At 64.9% G+C, this 16,483-nt stretch carries 14 protein-coding genes and 1 riboswitch; of the genes, 10 read left to right on the top strand and 4 right to left on the bottom strand.

Annotated elements, in window-relative coordinates:
• Positions 1-260 precede the first annotated feature (260 nt).
• Positions 261-2,516, top strand: coding sequence for a catalase/peroxidase HPI (gene katG / locus QRN34_RS18995; RefSeq protein WP_285407055.1), 2,256 nt, complete (start codon positions 261-263; stop codon positions 2,514-2,516).
• Positions 2,517-2,705: 189 nt separating this feature from the next.
• Here katG and QRN34_RS18990 read toward each other — a convergent pair whose 3' ends face one another.
• Positions 2,706-3,329, bottom strand: a complete 624-nt coding sequence (locus QRN34_RS18990) for a TetR/AcrR family transcriptional regulator (RefSeq protein WP_285407054.1) — start codon at positions 3,327-3,329, stop codon at positions 2,706-2,708.
• A 98-nt stretch (positions 3,330-3,427) separates the two neighbouring features.
• On the opposite strand from QRN34_RS18990, the gene QRN34_RS18985 reads away from it, so the two are divergent.
• The 3 genes from QRN34_RS18985 (at position 3,428) to QRN34_RS18975 (ending at position 4,975) form a co-directional block, all read left to right on the top strand.
• On the top strand, positions 3,428-4,162 hold the full coding sequence (locus tag QRN34_RS18985) for an SDR family oxidoreductase (protein ID WP_285407053.1): 735 nt from the start codon (positions 3,428-3,430) through the stop codon (positions 4,160-4,162).
• Between the two features lie 118 nt (positions 4,163-4,280).
• Complete coding sequence (locus QRN34_RS18980; RefSeq protein WP_285407051.1) at positions 4,281-4,565, top strand: type II toxin-antitoxin system HigB family toxin; 285 nt, start codon at positions 4,281-4,283, stop codon at positions 4,563-4,565.
• Entirely contained in the window at positions 4,562-4,975 is a 414-nt protein-coding gene (locus QRN34_RS18975; RefSeq protein ID WP_285407049.1) for a hypothetical protein, read from the top strand. The genes QRN34_RS18980 and QRN34_RS18975 overlap by 4 nt, the downstream gene beginning before the upstream one ends.
• On the opposite strand, the gene QRN34_RS18970 is transcribed toward QRN34_RS18975, so the two are convergent.
• Positions 4,976-6,109: an NAD(P)/FAD-dependent oxidoreductase gene (locus QRN34_RS18970; protein ID WP_285407048.1), complete on the bottom strand. Its 1,134-nt coding sequence runs from the start codon at positions 6,107-6,109 to the stop codon at positions 4,976-4,978.
• A 95-nt stretch (positions 6,110-6,204) separates the two neighbouring features.
• On the opposite strand from QRN34_RS18970, the gene QRN34_RS18965 reads away from it, so the two are divergent.
• The 4 genes from QRN34_RS18965 (at position 6,205) to QRN34_RS18950 (ending at position 11,918) form a co-directional block, all read left to right on the top strand.
• Complete coding sequence (locus tag QRN34_RS18965) at positions 6,205-6,957, top strand: TetR/AcrR family transcriptional regulator (RefSeq protein ID WP_285407045.1); 753 nt, start codon at positions 6,205-6,207, stop codon at positions 6,955-6,957.
• Positions 6,958-7,051: 94 nt separating this feature from the next.
• A riboswitch (glycine riboswitch) is annotated at positions 7,052-7,146 on the top strand.
• A 42-nt stretch (positions 7,147-7,188) separates the two neighbouring features.
• Positions 7,189-10,059: an aminomethyl-transferring glycine dehydrogenase gene (gene gcvP, locus QRN34_RS18960; protein ID WP_285407043.1), complete on the top strand. Its 2,871-nt coding sequence runs from the start codon at positions 7,189-7,191 to the stop codon at positions 10,057-10,059.
• A gap of 312 nt (positions 10,060-10,371) precedes the next feature.
• On the top strand, positions 10,372-11,043 hold the full coding sequence (locus QRN34_RS18955) for a carbonic anhydrase (protein ID WP_036140702.1): 672 nt from the start codon (positions 10,372-10,374) through the stop codon (positions 11,041-11,043).
• On the top strand, positions 11,040-11,918 hold the full coding sequence (locus QRN34_RS18950) for a bestrophin family ion channel (protein ID WP_285407040.1): 879 nt from the start codon (positions 11,040-11,042) through the stop codon (positions 11,916-11,918). The genes QRN34_RS18955 and QRN34_RS18950 overlap by 4 nt, the downstream gene beginning before the upstream one ends.
• 11 nt (positions 11,919-11,929) lie before the next feature.
• Here the strand turns inward: QRN34_RS18950 and QRN34_RS18945 are convergent, their stop codons facing one another.
• Together QRN34_RS18945 and QRN34_RS18940 are read right to left on the bottom strand one after the other, a co-directional pair.
• Positions 11,930-14,116: a copper-translocating P-type ATPase gene (locus QRN34_RS18945; protein ID WP_285407038.1), complete on the bottom strand. Its 2,187-nt coding sequence runs from the start codon at positions 14,114-14,116 to the stop codon at positions 11,930-11,932.
• Positions 14,113-14,529, bottom strand: a complete 417-nt coding sequence (locus QRN34_RS18940; protein WP_285407036.1) for a heavy metal-responsive transcriptional regulator — start codon at positions 14,527-14,529, stop codon at positions 14,113-14,115. The genes QRN34_RS18945 and QRN34_RS18940 overlap by 4 nt, the downstream gene beginning before the upstream one ends.
• Positions 14,530-14,921: 392 nt before the next feature.
• Here QRN34_RS18940 and QRN34_RS18935 point away from each other — a divergent pair, with 392 nt between their 5' ends.
• A complete protein-coding gene (locus QRN34_RS18935; protein WP_285407033.1) occupies positions 14,922-15,731 on the top strand; it encodes an RHS repeat-associated core domain-containing protein in 810 nt (269 codons plus the stop codon).
• Positions 15,732-15,829: 98 nt separating this feature from the next.
• Complete coding sequence (locus tag QRN34_RS18930) at positions 15,830-16,264, top strand: hypothetical protein (protein WP_285407031.1); 435 nt, start codon at positions 15,830-15,832, stop codon at positions 16,262-16,264.
• Positions 16,265-16,483: the final 219 nt, after the last annotated feature.

Below are 16,483 nucleotides of genomic sequence, written 5' to 3'. Positions count from 1 at the left end.
CAATCAGCTTCCGAAGCGTCACACCCGCAGCGTACACTCATGAACAGGTCTTCCACAGGTCGCGTCATGCCCCTCGCCCGTCACGCTTCCGTCGCTGTCCCACCTGTCTTCCGCAAGCGGGACAACGACACCCTGGTCGGCCTCTCGGCAGTGACACTGCCCATCATCGTTGTCCCCGTGGCGCATTGTCGCCGAACCTCCGTGCAAGCCTGACGCACCGTAATGCCAGCCATTGGGACCATCCCAAGGAGAGAGAGCGCATGACCAACGAAGCCAAGTGCCCGTTCAACCACACCGCCGGCGGCGGCACCACCAATCGTGACTGGTGGCCGAAACAGCTGCGTGTGGACCTGCTGGCCCAGCATTCGAACAAGACCAACCCCCTGGGTGGCGACTTCAACTACGCCGAAGCTTTCAACAGTCTCGACCTGTCGGCCGTGAAAGCGGACCTGACCCGCCTGATGACCGATTCGCAGGAATGGTGGCCGGCGGACTTCGGCCATTACGGTGGCCTGTTCGTCCGCATGGCCTGGCACAGCGCGGGCACCTACCGCGTCGGTGACGGCCGTGGCGGCGGTGGCCGCGGGCAGCAGCGCTTCGCCCCGCTGAACAGCTGGCCCGACAACGTCAGCCTGGACAAGGCGCGTCGCCTGCTTTGGCCCATCAAGCAGAAGTACGGCCAGAAGATTTCCTGGGCCGACCTCTACATCCTCACCGGTAACGTCGCCCTGGAGAGCATGGGCTTCAAGACCTTTGGCTTTGCCGGCGGTCGCGAGGATACGTGGGAACCCGACCAGGACGTGTACTGGGGTAACGAGAAAACCTGGCTGGGCGGCGACGTCCGCTACGGCAAGGGCAAGGCCGGTGACGACAACGACGGCGGCGTGCTCGTGGCCGATGCCGAGAAGCACGGCGAGGAACAGAGCCGCACCGATGGCGGTCGCCACCTGGAAAGCCCGCTCAGCGCGGTGCAGATGGGCCTGATCTATGTGAATCCGGAAGGCCCGGACGGCAACCCGGACCCGGTCGCCTCGGCGCACGACATCCGCGAGACGTTTGGACGCATGGCGATGAACGACGAAGAGACCGTCGCGCTGATCGCCGGTGGACACACCTTCGGCAAGACGCACGGTGCCGGTCCCGCCGACAACGTCGGTGACGAGCCGGAAGCCGCGGACATTGCGAACCAGGGCTTCGGCTGGAAGAGCAGCTTCGGCAGCGGCAAGGGTGCCGACACCATCACCAGCGGCCTCGAAGTCACCTGGACCAGTACCCCGACTCAGTGGGGTAACGGTTTCTTCGAGAACCTGTTCGGCCACGAGTGGGAACTGACCAAGAGCCCCGCCGGCGCTCACCAGTGGGTCGCCAAGGACGCCGAAGAGACCATTCCTCACGCCTACGATCCGTCGAAGAAGCTGCGCCCGACGATGCTGACGACCGACCTCGCCCTGCGCATGGATCCGGCCTATGAAAAGATCTCGCGCCGTTTCCTCGAGAACCCGGACCAGTTCGCCGACGCGTTCGCCCGGGCGTGGTTCAAGCTGACCCATCGCGATATGGGCCCGCGTGCCCGTTACCTTGGTCCCGAAGTGCCCGCCGAGGTGCTGGACTGGCAGGATCCGATCCCCGCGGTCGATCACGCTCCGATCGGCGAAGCCGATATTGCGTCGCTGAAGGAAAAGATCCTGGCGTCGGGCCTGTCGGTGGCCGAACTCGTGACCACCGCCTGGGCGTCCGCGTCCACGTTCCGCGGCTCCGATAAGCGTGGTGGCGCCAATGGCGCACGTATCCGTCTCGCGCCGCAGAAGGACTGGGAGGCGAACCAGCCCGAGCAGCTGGCAAAGGTGCTGGCTGTGCTGGAAGGTATCCGCAGTGACTTCGAGAGCACGGGTAAGAAGGTCTCGGTGGCCGACCTGATCGTGCTGGCGGGCAATGCAGGCGTCGAAAAGGCCGCGCGTGACGCCGGCCATGCGGTCGACGTGCCGTTCGCACCGGGTCGTGGCGATGCCACACAGGCGCAGACCGATGTGGAATCGGTCAACGCGCTGGAACCGAAGGCCGATGGTTTCCGCAACTACCTCAAGCGCAAGTGGAACGTGCCGGCGGAAGCGCTGCTGATCGACAAGGCGCAACTGCTGACCCTGACCGCTCCCGAGATGACCGTGCTGGTCGGTGGCTTGCGCGTACTGGGCGTGCGCACCGGCAACGATACGCATGGCCAGTTCACGCAGAACCCGGGCACGCTGACCAACGACTTCTTCCGCAACCTGCTCGACATGGGCACGGAATGGCGGGCGATGTCGTCGGCGCAGGACATCTTCGAAGGTGTCGATCGCAAGTCGGGCGAGCGCAAGTTCACCGGTACGCGTGTCGACCTGATCTTCGGCTCGCATGCGCAGTTGCGTGCCATCGCCGAGGTCTACGCCACCGAGGATGCCCAGGAGAAGTTCGTGCACGACTTCGTCGCCGCGTGGACGAAGGTGATGAACCTGGATCGGTTCGACCTGAAGAAGTAACCGATCAGATTCTTGTTTGTTGCAACACGAAGCCCGCCGCGATGCTTGTCCGGCGGGCTTCTTTTTTGCCTGCTGCCCACCGCGCTCATCGTTTCAGCCGCCCCCAGGAAGATCCGACCCGTAACGCCGCAGCGAAACGGTCAACTCATCCGCATAGTCCATTTGCGGTGACGGCGGTAGCGAGGTTCGTTACGGCCCTGGCGGGAGCGCACGCGACGCCGCGAACAGGTAGGCGCGACACATGACCGGCAACTGCGCACGCAGCATCGCCATCGACGGCGGCGACGCGTCGGTTTCCAGCACGGCACGCACGGTGCCCACCAGCAGGGTGCGCAACGCAAAGGTCACGGTAGGCAGGTCGTCGAATATCGCATCGCGGGCACTGGCCAATACGCGTGCCAGGGCGTTGTCCACGCGCCGCGAGATATCGCCAACCAGGTCGGCCGTATCGAGCTCCGCAGCCACAGCGTAGAGCGCCCGCGACCCGGGCATGTGACGCAGCTTGGCCTCCAGATAGGCATGGACCAGGCCATCGGCGATCGAACTCAGGGATCCACCCTCGTGGTGGATGCACGCTTCTTCCAGGGCCACGACCACTTCCTCCAGATAGAGATCGAGCAAGGCGTATAGCAGCGCCTGCTTGTGCGGGAAGTACTGGTACATCGTGCCCACGGACACGCCGGCACGCTCGGCGACGCGCGTGGTGGTCAGGCGCACGAGGCCTTCGGTCAGCAGAACCTGAAACGTGGCTTCGAAAATCGCCGCAACGGTGGCGGCCGACCGGGCCTGACGCGGCGTTTTGCGGGGCTTCAAGGGGTCGGCAGGGATCACGGACATATGCGAATTCAAAAACCGAAGGATGGTTCATATATTAACCCCATACCCTCCCTGCCGCATCACCAAGGAATGCCATGACCAACACCGACCGTCGTATCTCCCTCATTACCGGCGCCAACAAGGGCATCGGCTTCGAAGTCGCCCGTCAACTCGGCAAGGCGGGTCATCGTATCCTGCTCGGCGCACGCGACGCATCACGCGGCAACGAGGCCGTGAAAACACTGCAGGCTGAAGGCATCGACGTGCGTTACATCGCCGTCGACCTGACCGACCCCGCGTCGCTGACGGCAGCGGCCGCCGATATCGAAGCCAACGAAGGCCACCTCGACGTGCTGGTCAACAACGCGGGGATATCGTTGCAGGGCGACGGCCTGCCCGGAGTCGCCGACCTGGCAGTCGTGCGGCAGATCTTCGATACCAACTTCTTCGGCGCCGTCGCCGTGACGCAGGCACTGCTCCCGCTGCTGAAAAAATCGGCGTCGGGTCGTATCGTCAACGTGTCCAGTGGCCTGGGCTCCATCACGCTCAACAACGATCCGGCCTGGGAATACGCTGCGGTCAAACTGCTCGGTTACAACGGATCGAAGGCGGCCATGAACATGTTCACCGTGCTACTTGCTGCCGAACTGAAGGAGCACGGCATCAAGGTCAACGCGGCCAATCCCGGCTACACCGCCACCGACCTCAACGGTCACAGCGGCCCGCAGACCATCCCCGAAGGGGCCGCCGAGACCGTTCGCCTCGCCCTCCTCCCGGACGACGGCCCGACCGGTGGATTCTCCGCCACGGAAGGTACCGATCCCTGGTGATAGCCCTTATGGCCAGTAGCCAGTGAGATAAAGCCTGACAAGAAGTGTCGATCCGCGCCTCTCGTTGACGCCATCGCAATTTGCGATATTATGGAACCCAAGCTCACGGAAGAGTGCGATGCGCGTCATCACGAATCGGCGCCTTGTCGAATTCGCCCTTCTCTACACCGATGCCGGAACCCCGCTGCAGGCGTGGCGCAAACTGATGGAGTCACGAAGCTATCGAGGCTTCAACGATCTTAAGATGTCTCTGGGCAGCGTAGACATCGTCGGCGACAAGCACGTCTTCGATATTCGCGGAAACCGTTACCGTATCGTTTGCGGAATCAGCTACGCGACGCAGCTTTGCTTTATCAAGGCAGTGCTCACGCACAGCCAGTACGACGAAGGAAAATGGAAATGAAAGCAAGAACTTCATTGGCTTTCGTCACGGAGGGCTGGGAGGCCTTCCAGAAGCTTTCCGGTCTGCGCCACATCGAAAACAGTGCCGATTACGACGAACTGGTGGTACTGGCCGACATGCTCGTCGATGCGGGTGCAATGCAAGCGACACACCCGTGCCACTCCCTGTTCCAGGTGATTGCCGATCTCATCTACGCCTACGACCAGCGCCACTATCTCCAGGCGGAGGTGCATGGCGTCGATCTTCTGCGGTTCCTCATGGAACAGCACGATCTTCGACAGAGCCAACTGCCGGAAATCGGAACACAGAGCGTGGTTTCCGAGATTCTGGCGGGAAAGCGCGAGCTGACCGTCAACCACATCCGTGCGCTGGCCAAGCGCTTCGCCCTCAGCCCCGCCGCCTTCTTCTGATCAGCCGGCAGACCCGCCGCCGCTGAACATCTCGACCAGGCTGGCAGGTGCGCGCTCGCCGAAACATACCTCGAGCAGTTCCTGCGCATCTGCCGCGGCCAGTGCGCTGCGTCTGAACAGCGTTTCCTCATAGGTGGCGAGTGCCGCGTCGATGTCGCCTGGCTGCGCGACCAGCGCCTGTGCCAGTTCGGCGCCATCCCACATCGCCAGGTTGGCGCCCTCGCCCGAAGGCAACATGAGGTGGGCCGCGTCGCCGAGCAACGTCACGCCCGGCAGTCGTTTCCAGCGGTGTTCGGATGGCAGGGCGTGGAGGCATCGGATCACCGGCGGCGTTTCGCCGTCGGTGATCAGTGACTTCAATCCTGCGTCCCAGCCTTCGAACTCCGCCGCAACCTGCGCCATCGTCCGGGCCGGCTCGTCTGCATCGATGCGTGACATCCACGCCTCGGAACGACGCAGGGCCACATAGGTGTGCAGGACACCCTCCGGCTCGCGATGCGCAAGGATGCCCTTGCCGGGTGCGACGGCGAACAGCGCTCCACCGCCGACGGCCGCCGCGCTGGGCGCGTGGCGACGGTCGACATCGTGCAGCCATGTCTCCACGTACGACATCCCGGTATAGATCGGTACGGCATCGGACAGCAGCGGACGAACCTTCGACCACGCTCCATCGGCACCCACGAGCAGATCGGCGGTGAAAGTCGAGCCGTCGGCGAAACGCAAGTCATGCCGACCATCACCCAACGCGGCGACCTGCGTGAGTTTCCTACCCCACTGGATGGCATCGGGCGGAAGCGACTCGTTCAGGATGCGTCGTAGCGCCCCGCGCGGCACCTCCGGTCGATCGCCGGAACCATCGTCCTCGTCCGCGAAAAGCAGTGCGCCGTCATGGCCGAGTACCCGGCTCGCCTGGCCGCCGGGGTGCACGATGTCGAGGAATTGCTCGTAAAGCCCGGCGGCTTTGAGCGCCAGCTGCCCATTCTCGCCGTGGATGTCGAGCATGCCGCCCTGGGCGCGTGCGGTAGCGGAGGCTTCGGCTTCGAAGACCGTCGCGGCAACGCCGTGGACGTGGAGGACGCGTGCCAGTGTCAGTCCGCCAAGACCGGCACCGACGATAGCGATGGAAGGAGGCATGGAACGCTCCGAACATAGGTAGGAAAGAGACGATCGCCAGCACGGCGGTCGCGAATGACATACGCGAGACGCTCGTGGAACGACGTTCCATAAGCTTGGAACGTCGTTCCATCCGTGTCAACATCCAGGCCATGGCCGACACATCCCCTCCCGCCCAGCGACGTGACCAGGCCCTTTCGAGGGATCGCATCGTCGCTACCGCCGTGGCGCTCCTGGATAGCCGGGGCGAAAGCGGCCTCACCTTCCGCGCGCTTTCCGAGCGCCTGGCGACCGGGCCGGGCGCCATCTATGGACACATCGCCAACAAGGACGACCTGCTGACTGCGGCATGCGACGCGGTGGTCGCGGCTGCGCTGCGACCTGCGGCAGCGGGGACGGCACCCGTAGCGCCGACGCCCGAGCACAGGATCCGCGCCATCGCACTGGGCATGTTCGACGCCATCGACCGCCACCCCTGGGTCGGCGCGGCGCTGAGTCGGGGCCCTGGCCAGCTACCCGGCGTGCGACTGCTGGAGGCGCTGGGCGGCGAGGTTCAGGCGCTGGACGTGCTGCCGACAGCGCAGTGGTCGACCGTGCTGGCCTTGTGGAGCTACATCCTGGGCGTGGCCGGCCAGAACGCGGCCAACGCACGCCACGGCCAGACGCTGGGCGTGGACCGTGAGGCGTTCCTGGCCAGCGTCGCCACGACCTGGGCCGCACTGGACCCGGACGCGTACCCCTTCACGCGCGGCATGGCCGGGGCGCTGCGCTGCCACGACGACCTCGCCGACTTCCTGGCCGGGATCGATCTGATCCTGGGCGGGATACGCTTGCAAAAAGACATCATCCCCGGCCCCGGCTCTGTATAATCGTTCGCAGCAACACCCGGTGGGAGAAGCGGAAGGACCCGCTGCCGAAGGCGCAACGCCCGTAATCGCTCAGGCTCCCATGACCACCGACGTGCTTCATCACTCTGGAGAGACCGGTTAGATCCGGCGCCGAAGGTGCAAGAGGCCACCCGCCTCCAAACTCTCAGGCAAAAGGACAGAGGGGCGCCCCACGTGCCGGCACGGCACGTTCTTCCGGATGCCTCCAAAGCCATGAGCCAGAAAAACTCTCCGTCGCTGCGCGAACTCGAGAACCACGGTGCGTTCATCGAGCGTCACATCGGTCCGAACGATGCCGAGATCGACGCCATGCTGGCCGTGGTCGGCCACGCCAGTCTCGACGCCCTCACCGATGCCATCGTGCCGGGCTCGATCAAGTCGCCCACGCCGCTGTCGCTGCCCGCTGCGGTGACCGAAGAGGAAGCGCTGGCCAAGATCCGCGCCATCGCGGACCGCAACACGGTGTTTCGCAGCTTCATCGGCCAGGGCTACTACGGCACCCTCACGCCGAACGTCATCCTGCGCAACGTGCTGGAGAACCCGGCCTGGTACACGGCCTATACGCCGTACCAGGCGGAAATCTCACAGGGCCGCATGGAAGCCCTGATCAACTTCCAGACCATGGTCACCGACCTGACCGGTATGGACATCTCCAACGCCTCGCTGCTGGACGAAGCCACGGCCGCCGCCGAGGCGATGACGCTGGCCAAGCGGTCCGCCAAGTCGAAGTCCAACGTGTTCTTCGTCTCGAAGGACGTCCACCCGCAGACGCTGGAAGTGTTGCGCACGCGCGCCGACGGCATCGGCATCGAACTGCATGTGGGCGCGGACGGCGATGCCGGTTCGGTCGACAGCTTCGGCGTGCTGCTGCAGTACCCCAACACCTTCGGTCGGATCAACGACTACACCGCGCTGGCCGCAGCCACGCATGCACGCGGCGGCATCGTCTGCGTCGCCACCGACCTGCTCGCCCTTACCGTGATTGCCGCGCCCGGCAGCTGGGGTGCGGATATCGTGGTCGGCAACACGCAGCGGTTCGGCGTGCCCTACGGCTTCGGTGGCCCGCACGCGGCCTACCTCGCCTGCCGCGATGCCTATAAGCGCTCGATGCCGGGCCGCCTGATCGGCGTCTCCGTCGACAGCGAGGGCAAGCCGGCCTACCGCCTCACCCTGCAGACGCGCGAGCAGCACATCCGCCGCGAGAAGGCCACGTCCAACATCTGCACCGCGCAGGTGCTGCTCGCCGTCATGGCCAGCATGTATGCGGTCTATCACGGCCCGGACGGCCTGGTCCGCATCGCACGCCGCACGCACCGCCTCACCGCCATCCTCGCCGGCGTGCTGGGCAAGGCCGGTGTCACGGTGGGCAACGACTTCTTCGACACGCTGCACGTCACGGGCGTGGATGCCGCGGCGCTGCACGCCAAGGCGGCGAAAGCCGGCCTCAACCTGCGCGCGATCGACGCGGGCAGCGTGGGCATCAGCCTCGACGAGACCACCACCCGCACGGACGTCACGGCGCTGGCCGGCGTGTTCGGCGCGGAGCTGGGCGACATCGACGCGCTGGATGTGGCCACGGCCGACGCGCTGCCGTCTGCCCTGCTTCGTGACACCGCCTTCCTGCAGCACCCGGTGTTCAACACCCACCACAGCGAGCACGAGCTGCTGCGTTACCTGCGTGGCCTGGCCGACAAGGACCTGGCGCTGGATCGCACCATGATCCCGCTGGGCTCGTGCACCATGAAGCTCAACGCCACCGCGGAGATGATCCCGGTGACGTGGCCGGAGTTCGCCAACATCCATCCGCTGGCGCCGGCCGACCAGGCCCAGGGCTACAAGCAGCTGATCGACGAACTGGAAGCGATGCTGGTGGAATGCACCGGCTACGACTCGGTCAGCCTGCAGCCCAATTCCGGTGCCCAGGGCGAATACGCCGGTCTGCTGGCCATCCGCGCGTACCACCGCTCGCGCAACGAGGGCCACCGCGACATCTGCCTCATCCCGGAATCGGCGCACGGCACCAATCCGGCTTCGGCCCAGATGTGTGGCATGACCGTGGTGGTCACCCGCTGCGACGCCAACGGCAACGTGGACGTCGACGATATCCGCGCCAAGGCCGAGAAGTACTCCGACCGGCTTGCCGCCATCATGATCACCTATCCCTCCACGCACGGCGTGTTCGAGGAAGACGTGGTCGCCATCTGCGACGTGGTGCACCAGCACGGCGGCCAGGTGTATACCGACGGCGCCAACATGAACGCGCTGGTCGGCGTGGCCAAGCCCGGCAAGTGGGGCTCGGACGTCTCGCACCTCAACCTGCACAAGACCTTCTGCATTCCCCACGGCGGTGGCGGCCCGGGCGTCGGCCCGTGCGCGGTCAAGTCGCACCTGGCGCCGTTCCTGCCCCGCGGCTTCGGCAGTGAGGGCGACGTGGGCATGGTCAGCGCGGCCACCTTCGGCTCCGCGTCCATCCTGCCCATCTCGTGGATGTACATCACGCTGATGGGCACCGAGGGCCTGCGCAAGGCGACCCAGGTCGCCCTGCTCAACGCGAACTACATCGCCCGTCGCCTGGCCCCGCACTACAAGACGCTGTACACCGGCCGCAACGGCCTGGTGGCGCACGAGTGCATCCTCGACCTGCGCCCGCTCAAGGACGCCACCGGCGTGGGCGCGGAAGACGTCGCCAAGCGCCTGATCGACTTCGGTTTCCATGCCCCGACCCTGAGCTTCCCGGTCTCCGGCACGCTGATGGTGGAGCCGACCGAGAGCGAATCGCAGCATGAGCTGGACCGCTTCATCGACGCCATGATCCAGATCCGTGAAGAGATCGCCGCAGTGGAAGATGGCCGTCTGGATCGCGAGGACAACCCGCTGCGTCGTGCCCCGCACACCGCCGCGATGGTCACGGGCACGGAGTGGACCCACGCCTACCCGCGCGAGCTGGCCGCCTTCCCGCTGCCCTCGTTGAAGCTCAGCAAGTACTGGCCGCCGGTATCCCGCGTGGACAACGTCTACGGCGACAAGAACGTGATGTGCGCCTGCATCCCCATCGACGCCTACAAGGAAGACGCGGAGGCCTGAGCCCCCGGATAGTGCGGGGGTCCGTCCGGTACATCCGGACGGTGCGTCGTAGGAGCGCACGATGTGCGCGACATGTTTTGAGGCCAACCCATTGAGCTGGCGCGCCAGCCCGATGGGCATAGCGAAACCATGTCGCGCACCGTGGAATGATTTCGCGCACATCGTGCGCTCCTACACCCGCCACCGCCACCGCCCCCATCCCCCGCTCCTGCGGGTTTCCATACCCGCGCGAATTTCTTTGGCCTCGTGTTGTCCTAAACTGCGTGCCGGACAGCCGCCCGCCCGGGCGGCGCACTTACCAAGGCCATGCGCATGACCCAGGAAACCCCACGTAACGAAAGCCTGCTCGGCCTTCTCCGCGGCGTCGAGGACTTCAGCGACAAGGTCTTCCCGGAACCGGGAAACCGCAAGCTTTTCGGCGAACTGGCCGAGGGCCAGAGCCCGCACACGCTCTTCATTACTTGTGCCGATTCCCGCGTCGTTCCCGAGATGATCACGCAGACCCAGCCGGGCGAGCTGTTCGTCTGCCGCAACATCGGCAACATCGTTCCCGGCTACGGCGAAATGCTCGGTGGCGTCTCCGCGGTGGTGGAGTACGCGGTGGCGGTGCTGGGCGTGCGCCACATCGTCATCTGCGGCCATACCGACTGCGGCGCGATGAAGGGCCTGCTCAACCCCGAATCCACCCGCGACCTGCCCACCGTCGAGGCCTGGCTGCGCAACGCGCAGGCCGCCCGGAGCGCCGTCTTCGCACGCAAGCTGGAAGGCGCCGAAGCGATGCAGGCGGTGATCGAGGAAAACGTCCGCCTCCAGCTCACCCATCTGCGCACCCACCCGGCCGTGGCCGCCGCGCTGGCCAACGGCACCATCGCCCTGCAGGGCTGGGTCTACGGCATCGGCGACGGCAAGGTGGCCGTGCTGGACGAAGACTCCCTCAAGTTCATCCCCCTGGCCGAGGCCATCCAGCGGGAACACAACGCGTGATCCTCCCCGGCCGGGCCCATGTGGGGCACATCCTGCGTTACGTGGGCAAGCCGCTGATCTGGCTGCTGGCCTGGGACGTCGTGGTCACGGCCTTCTGGTACGTGATCCATCCCCGGCTCACCGCGGAATTCCCGGCCCTGCCGCTCACCCTGCTCGGCTCCGCCGTCGCGGTGTACCTGAGCTTCCGCAACACCACGGCGTACGCGCGCTGGTGGGAAGCCCGCACCTTGTGGGGTGCGATGGTGAATGCCTCGCGCACCCTGGCCCGCGAGGCCGGCACCATGCTACCGGACCGCGCGGTGGGTGCCACCGTGGCGCATCGCCAGATCGCCTATGTGCACGCGCTGCGCATGCACCTGCGCCGGCAGGCACCGTGGGACGAACTGACGCCCCGCCTGCCCGCCGACGAGATCGAACGGCTGCGCCACGTGACCAACCTGCCCAATGCCATCCACGCGCGCACGGGCGTGCTGATCGCCGACGCGCGCCCCGATCCGATCCTGCTGGCCAGCCTTGCACGCACGCTGTCGGACATCTCCAACGCGCAGGGCGGCATGGAGCGGATCAAGAACACGCCACTGCCCCAGCAGTACGCCACCTACCCCGGCATCTTCACCCACGGCTTCTGCATCCTGCTGCCACTGGGCCTGGTCGAGACACTCGGCCTGTACACCCCGCTGGGTTCCACGATGGCCGGCTTCCTGTTCCTCGCCCTGCTGCAGATCGGTAACGACATGCAGAATCCGTTCGAGAACCTCGAAGACGACGTACCGCTGACCACCCTCACCCGCGGCATCGAGATCGACCTGCGCGATTCGCTCGGCGAAGCGCACGGACTGAAACCGGTGCAGCCGGATAACGGCATCCTCTGGTAAGAAGCGCCCGGTCAGATCGCCACGCGTCGCAGCCGCAACGCGTTGGTCACGACCGAGACGGAGCTGAGGCTCATCGCCAGTGCGGCGATCATCGGGGACAACGTCCAGCCGGTCAGCGGGTACAGCACGCCCGCCGCGACCGGCACGCCCACGGCGTTGTAGACGAAGGCGAAGAACAGGTTCTGCCGGATGTTCCTCACCGTGGCCTCGGACAGCGCACGCGCCCGTGCGATGCCGGCCAGGTCGCCCTTGAGCAGGGTAACCGACGCGCTACGGATCGCGATGTCGCTGCCGTTGCCCATGCCGATACCGATGTCGGCCGTGGCCAGTGCCGGTGCGTCGTTCACGCCGTCGCCGGCCATGGCGACCCGGGCCCCGGCCGCCTTCAACTCAGCCACGATGCGGGCCTTGTCTTCGGGCGACGCGCCGACGTGTACCTCATCGATCGGCAGCGACGCGGCAACGGCGTCGGCGGTGGCCGCGGTGTCGCCGGTCAGCATGATGCACCTGACGCCGGCCTCGCGCAGCGCCTCCAGCGCTGGCTTCGACGACGCCTTGATCGGATCGGACAGCGACAGTACCGCCGTGAGACGACCATCGATGGCGAGGTACATGACGGTGGCGCCCTTCGCGCGCGCCTTCGCCGCGATGTCGTGCGTCGCACCCAGTTCGACCCGTTCGTCATCCATCAGCCGGCTGTTGCCCAGCACCACGTCGTGCCCGTCGACGCGACCGCTGACGCCTCGACCCACGTACACCTGGAAGCCGGAGACGGCGGGGATCGCGATGCCCTCGGCGTCCGCCGCCGCAATGACCGCACGCGCCAGCGGGTGCTCGCTCGGCCGCTCCACGGCGGCCGCCATGCCCAGCGCGAAGCCACGGTCGCCGCCGAACGTATGCAGCGCCGCCAGCACGGGTTGGCCTTCGGTCAGTGTGCCGGTCTTGTCGAAGACCAGCGTATCGATGTCGCGCAGCGCTTCGATAGCCGTGGCATCGCGAAACAACACACCCGCCTGCGCACCCCGTCCGCTTGCCACCATGATCGACATGGGCGTGGCCAGGCCCAGCGCACACGGGCACGCGATGATCAGCACGGAGACGGCGGCGACCAGGGCATGCGCCGGCACCGGTGCCGGACCGAAGGCCCACCACGCCGCGAACGCGACGATCGCCGCCACCACGACGAGGGGTACGAACCATGCCGCCACGCGGTCGGCCACGCGTTGCAACGGCGCACGGGATCGCTGCGCCTCCGCCACCAGGGCGACAATGCGTGAGAGCACGGTGTCCACACCGACATGGTCCACGCGCAGGGTGACGGCGCCATGCCCGTTGAGCGTACCGCCGGTCAGCCGGTCGCCGGCGCGCTTGGCCACGGGCACGGCTTCGCCCGTAAGCATGGCCTCATCGACGTGGCTTTCGCCGTCCAGCACCGTACCGTCCACCGGCACGGTCTCGCCGGGACGCACGCGCACCGTATCGCCCACGCGCAGGCTGTCGATGGCGACATCGCCCTCGCGGCCGTCCGGATCGATGCGCCGCGCCGTTTTCGGCACCAGGCCCAGCAGCGCCCGAAGGGCCTCGCCCGTGCGGCGACGGGCGCGCAACTCCAGCAGATCGCCCAGGGTCACGAGCGTGACGATGACGGCGGCCGATTCGAAATAGACGGCCACCTGGCCGTGCATGTCGCGCATGGACGGCGGGAACGCCGACGGCGCCGCGAACGCGATGGCGCTGTAGAGCCAGGCCACGCCGCTGCCGAGCGCGATCAGCGTGTACATGTTCGGCGACCAGGGGTTCAGCGAGCGCCAGCCACGCGCGAAGAACGGCGCGCCACCCCACAGCACCACCACGCTGGCCAGCAGCGCCTCCACCCAACCCAGCAACGCGGCCCACGGCTGGTGCCATGCCTGTCCAGCCACGTGCGGGATCATGGCGATCAGGAACACCGGAAGCGTAAGGCCGACGAGCCACGCCAACCGACGGCCCAGCGCCCGCGTTTCACCGTCGTCGTCCTCCAGGCTGGGCACGGCAGGCTCCAGCGCCATGCCGCACTTGGGGCATGCACCGGGACCCTGCTGGCGGACGTCCGGATGCATCGGGCAGGTGTACGTCGTGCCGGCGGGCATCGGGGCGACAGGCCGCGCGTCCGTGGGCGCGTGCGTCGCGGCGGTGCCGTGGGAGCAGCAGTGGCTCATGCCCCCGGCTCCGCCAGCGCCTTGAGGATCGGGCAATCCTCCGGCGCGCCGTGTCCGGGGCAGGCCTCGACCAGCTCGGACAGGCCGCTGCGTACCCGTTGCAGCTCGGCGATGCGTTCGTCGATCGCCTGGAGACGCGCCGCGGCGCGCTCGCGCACGCCTTCCACGCCACTGTGGCGGTCGGCGGAAAGGGCGAACAGTTCGCGGATTTCCTCCAGCGTGAAACCGAGGTCCTTGGCGCGACGGATGAAGCGCAGGCGCGAAACTGCGGACTCGTCGTATTCGCGGTAGCCGGAGGGCCGGCGCTTCGGGGCGGGCAGCAGGCCTTCGCGCTCGTAGAAGCGGATGGTGTCGATGGCGACGCCGGCGCTCTGGGCGATGCGGCCGATGGTGAGGGAGGCGGGTGAGGTCATGGGGATAAGTCTAGACCCTTTATCAAGGTCAAGAGTCAATAGCATCGCCATGAGGAGAGGTTGTCGGGTGCCCTTTATCTTGTCACTAGGCGCAAGTACGCTTTGCCCATGATCAATAGAGCACTCAGAAAACACTGGACGGTCTTGATCGTTTGCGGTGTGCCGATCACGAAAGTGCCGGAAGTCGCTTGACGCCTCCGCCTATTATTGGTTACATCGCGGCGACACGCCCGCAATGGCGGACCGGGTAACGGACAGGGGATCAACGGATGGTTATCGGTCGAGCAGCTGTCGTCGCTGGTTGAGTGCTATTGCTTTGGGTCAGTGAGTTCGCTCACGCTCAGCAAAACAGCACCGTCACCTATTACTATACCGATCCCCAAGGCACTGTCTTGGCGGAAGCCGATGCGCAAGGCAACATCATTACAACGTCCGACTACACGCCATACGGAACGATCGCATCAGGTACGTCACACCATGGACCGGGATACACGGGACATGTGGCTGATCCAGATACTAATCTTATCTACATGCAACAAAGATACTACGACGCTGCGACAGGGCGCTTCTCAAGCGTGGACCCTGTTTCGCCGACAGCGGCGAATATCTTTAGCTTCAATCGGTATGGCTATGCCAATGATAATCCCGTTCGATATGTCGATCCCGATGGACGTACCTGTACGCAAGCCGATAAAACCTACACGTGTCAGATTGACCAAGTCGTCACGCCGGTGAATGGAAGGAATGTAACCCGAAATGCCACGGCGGAAGACCATAAAACCTATGCGGGAGTGGAAAAGGCACTTACGACGGCAGTCAACGCGGCAGCTAGTTCGGGAAAGACCCAGGTTATATCGTTTCAGAGTGGGGGCAAGGCTTACTCATTTTCTATTTCAGGCACTTCGATTGCCCAAAATTTGGGGAGGCGCGTCATCAGCGTCGATCCCTCCGAATCTGGAGCTATGTATACACAGCGAAACACCACCCATGTTGAACAGGCTGGCTTACAGCCCGGTCGCACCATCTATGGAGATGCAGAAAGGACGCAACAGGTTGAGTTTTTACATGAGGGAATCCATCAGAGTCGCGATGAATGGAAAGCCCTTGGAATATCCGGATCATGGCAAATGAACAAAGATCAAGACTCTCATCAAGGTGCTTATAACGATGCAGCGGATTCCTTTTTGGAACCTAGTCAATGACTGCCGAGTCGATAATTCCGACGATGGACAGCGCATCTACGAATTGACTCGCTAAATTCGCTCGTGTAGGAACTCGGCTCAACGACAGGAAACCATCCATGCGCGCAATACGCTGCAATATGCTGCTCGCTCTGGCTTTAGTCGGATGGATACAGCCGGCGGTTTCCAGCCAATCTTATTGTGCGACGGGCGAGGTGAGCCCCATCGCGTTGCGGGTGACGGTTCGGCCGGAGCGACGCCAGGACTTCATCACGTTCTTGCAATCCGACAAGGAGCCCATTGCCCTGGGTGCTAGCTATGTTGGTAGAGCGGAGGGGGCGGACTTTCTGAGCATAAGTTTTTTGGAAATATTCGATGCGAAAGGGGCATCAAAAATTTCCATTGGTGCAAAGAACAAAAAGCCGTCGTCGGTATTTGATTTTTCGTTTTGGAGTTGCAATACAACGCACAGCCTAGAGCCGTACCAGAAGGCCGTGCGAAACAGGGTCACTCAGTTTGGTGCGGTATCCATAGAAGAAGTAGTTTCCCAGTGATCTGAGGAGGAGCTCGTTGGATTGGCGAGTATGAGCAGCGCCCCTCGGCATCGACACACTATTCCATTAGCCCGTGGAGCGATCGAGCAATCCGTTCAGGATGTCATCGTCCAGCAAGCGCGCAGCCGGATTAGCCGTCACGCCGACGTCCCCCCAAATTTGAATAGCGCCCCGGTTTCGAGTTCAATCCCCCACAAGAAGGAGATTGGACGTGAAGAA

Origin of the sequence: Luteibacter sp. ME-Dv--P-043b (assembly GCF_030209605.1) — a bacterium.
Lineage (GTDB): Bacteria > Pseudomonadota > Gammaproteobacteria > Xanthomonadales > Rhodanobacteraceae > Luteibacter.
This window is presented reverse-complemented; position numbering and strand designations above follow the sequence as displayed.

Excerpts from the sequence above, each read along its gene's own strand:
- QRN34_RS18930 (WP_285407031.1), top strand. The coding sequence starts at position 15,830 with ATGCGCGCAATACGCTGCAATATGCTGCTCGCTCTGGCTTTAGTCGGA.
- QRN34_RS18945 (WP_285407038.1), bottom strand. The coding sequence starts at position 14,116 with ATGAGCCACTGCTGCTCCCACGGCACCGCCGCGACGCACGCGCCCACG.
- QRN34_RS18975 (WP_285407049.1), top strand. The coding sequence starts at position 4,562 with ATGAAAGCAAGAACTTCATTGGCTTTCGTCACGGAGGGCTGGGAGGCC.
- gcvP (WP_285407043.1), top strand. The coding sequence starts at position 7,189 with ATGAGCCAGAAAAACTCTCCGTCGCTGCGCGAACTCGAGAACCACGGT.
- QRN34_RS18985 (WP_285407053.1), top strand. The coding sequence starts at position 3,428 with ATGACCAACACCGACCGTCGTATCTCCCTCATTACCGGCGCCAACAAG.
- QRN34_RS18940 (WP_285407036.1), bottom strand. The coding sequence starts at position 14,529 with ATGACCTCACCCGCCTCCCTCACCATCGGCCGCATCGCCCAGAGCGCC.
- QRN34_RS18970 (WP_285407048.1), bottom strand. The coding sequence starts at position 6,109 with ATGCCTCCTTCCATCGCTATCGTCGGTGCCGGTCTTGGCGGACTGACA.
- QRN34_RS18980 (WP_285407051.1), top strand. The coding sequence starts at position 4,281 with ATGCGCGTCATCACGAATCGGCGCCTTGTCGAATTCGCCCTTCTCTAC.
- QRN34_RS18955 (WP_036140702.1), top strand. The coding sequence starts at position 10,372 with ATGACCCAGGAAACCCCACGTAACGAAAGCCTGCTCGGCCTTCTCCGC.
- katG (WP_285407055.1), top strand. The coding sequence starts at position 261 with ATGACCAACGAAGCCAAGTGCCCGTTCAACCACACCGCCGGCGGCGGC.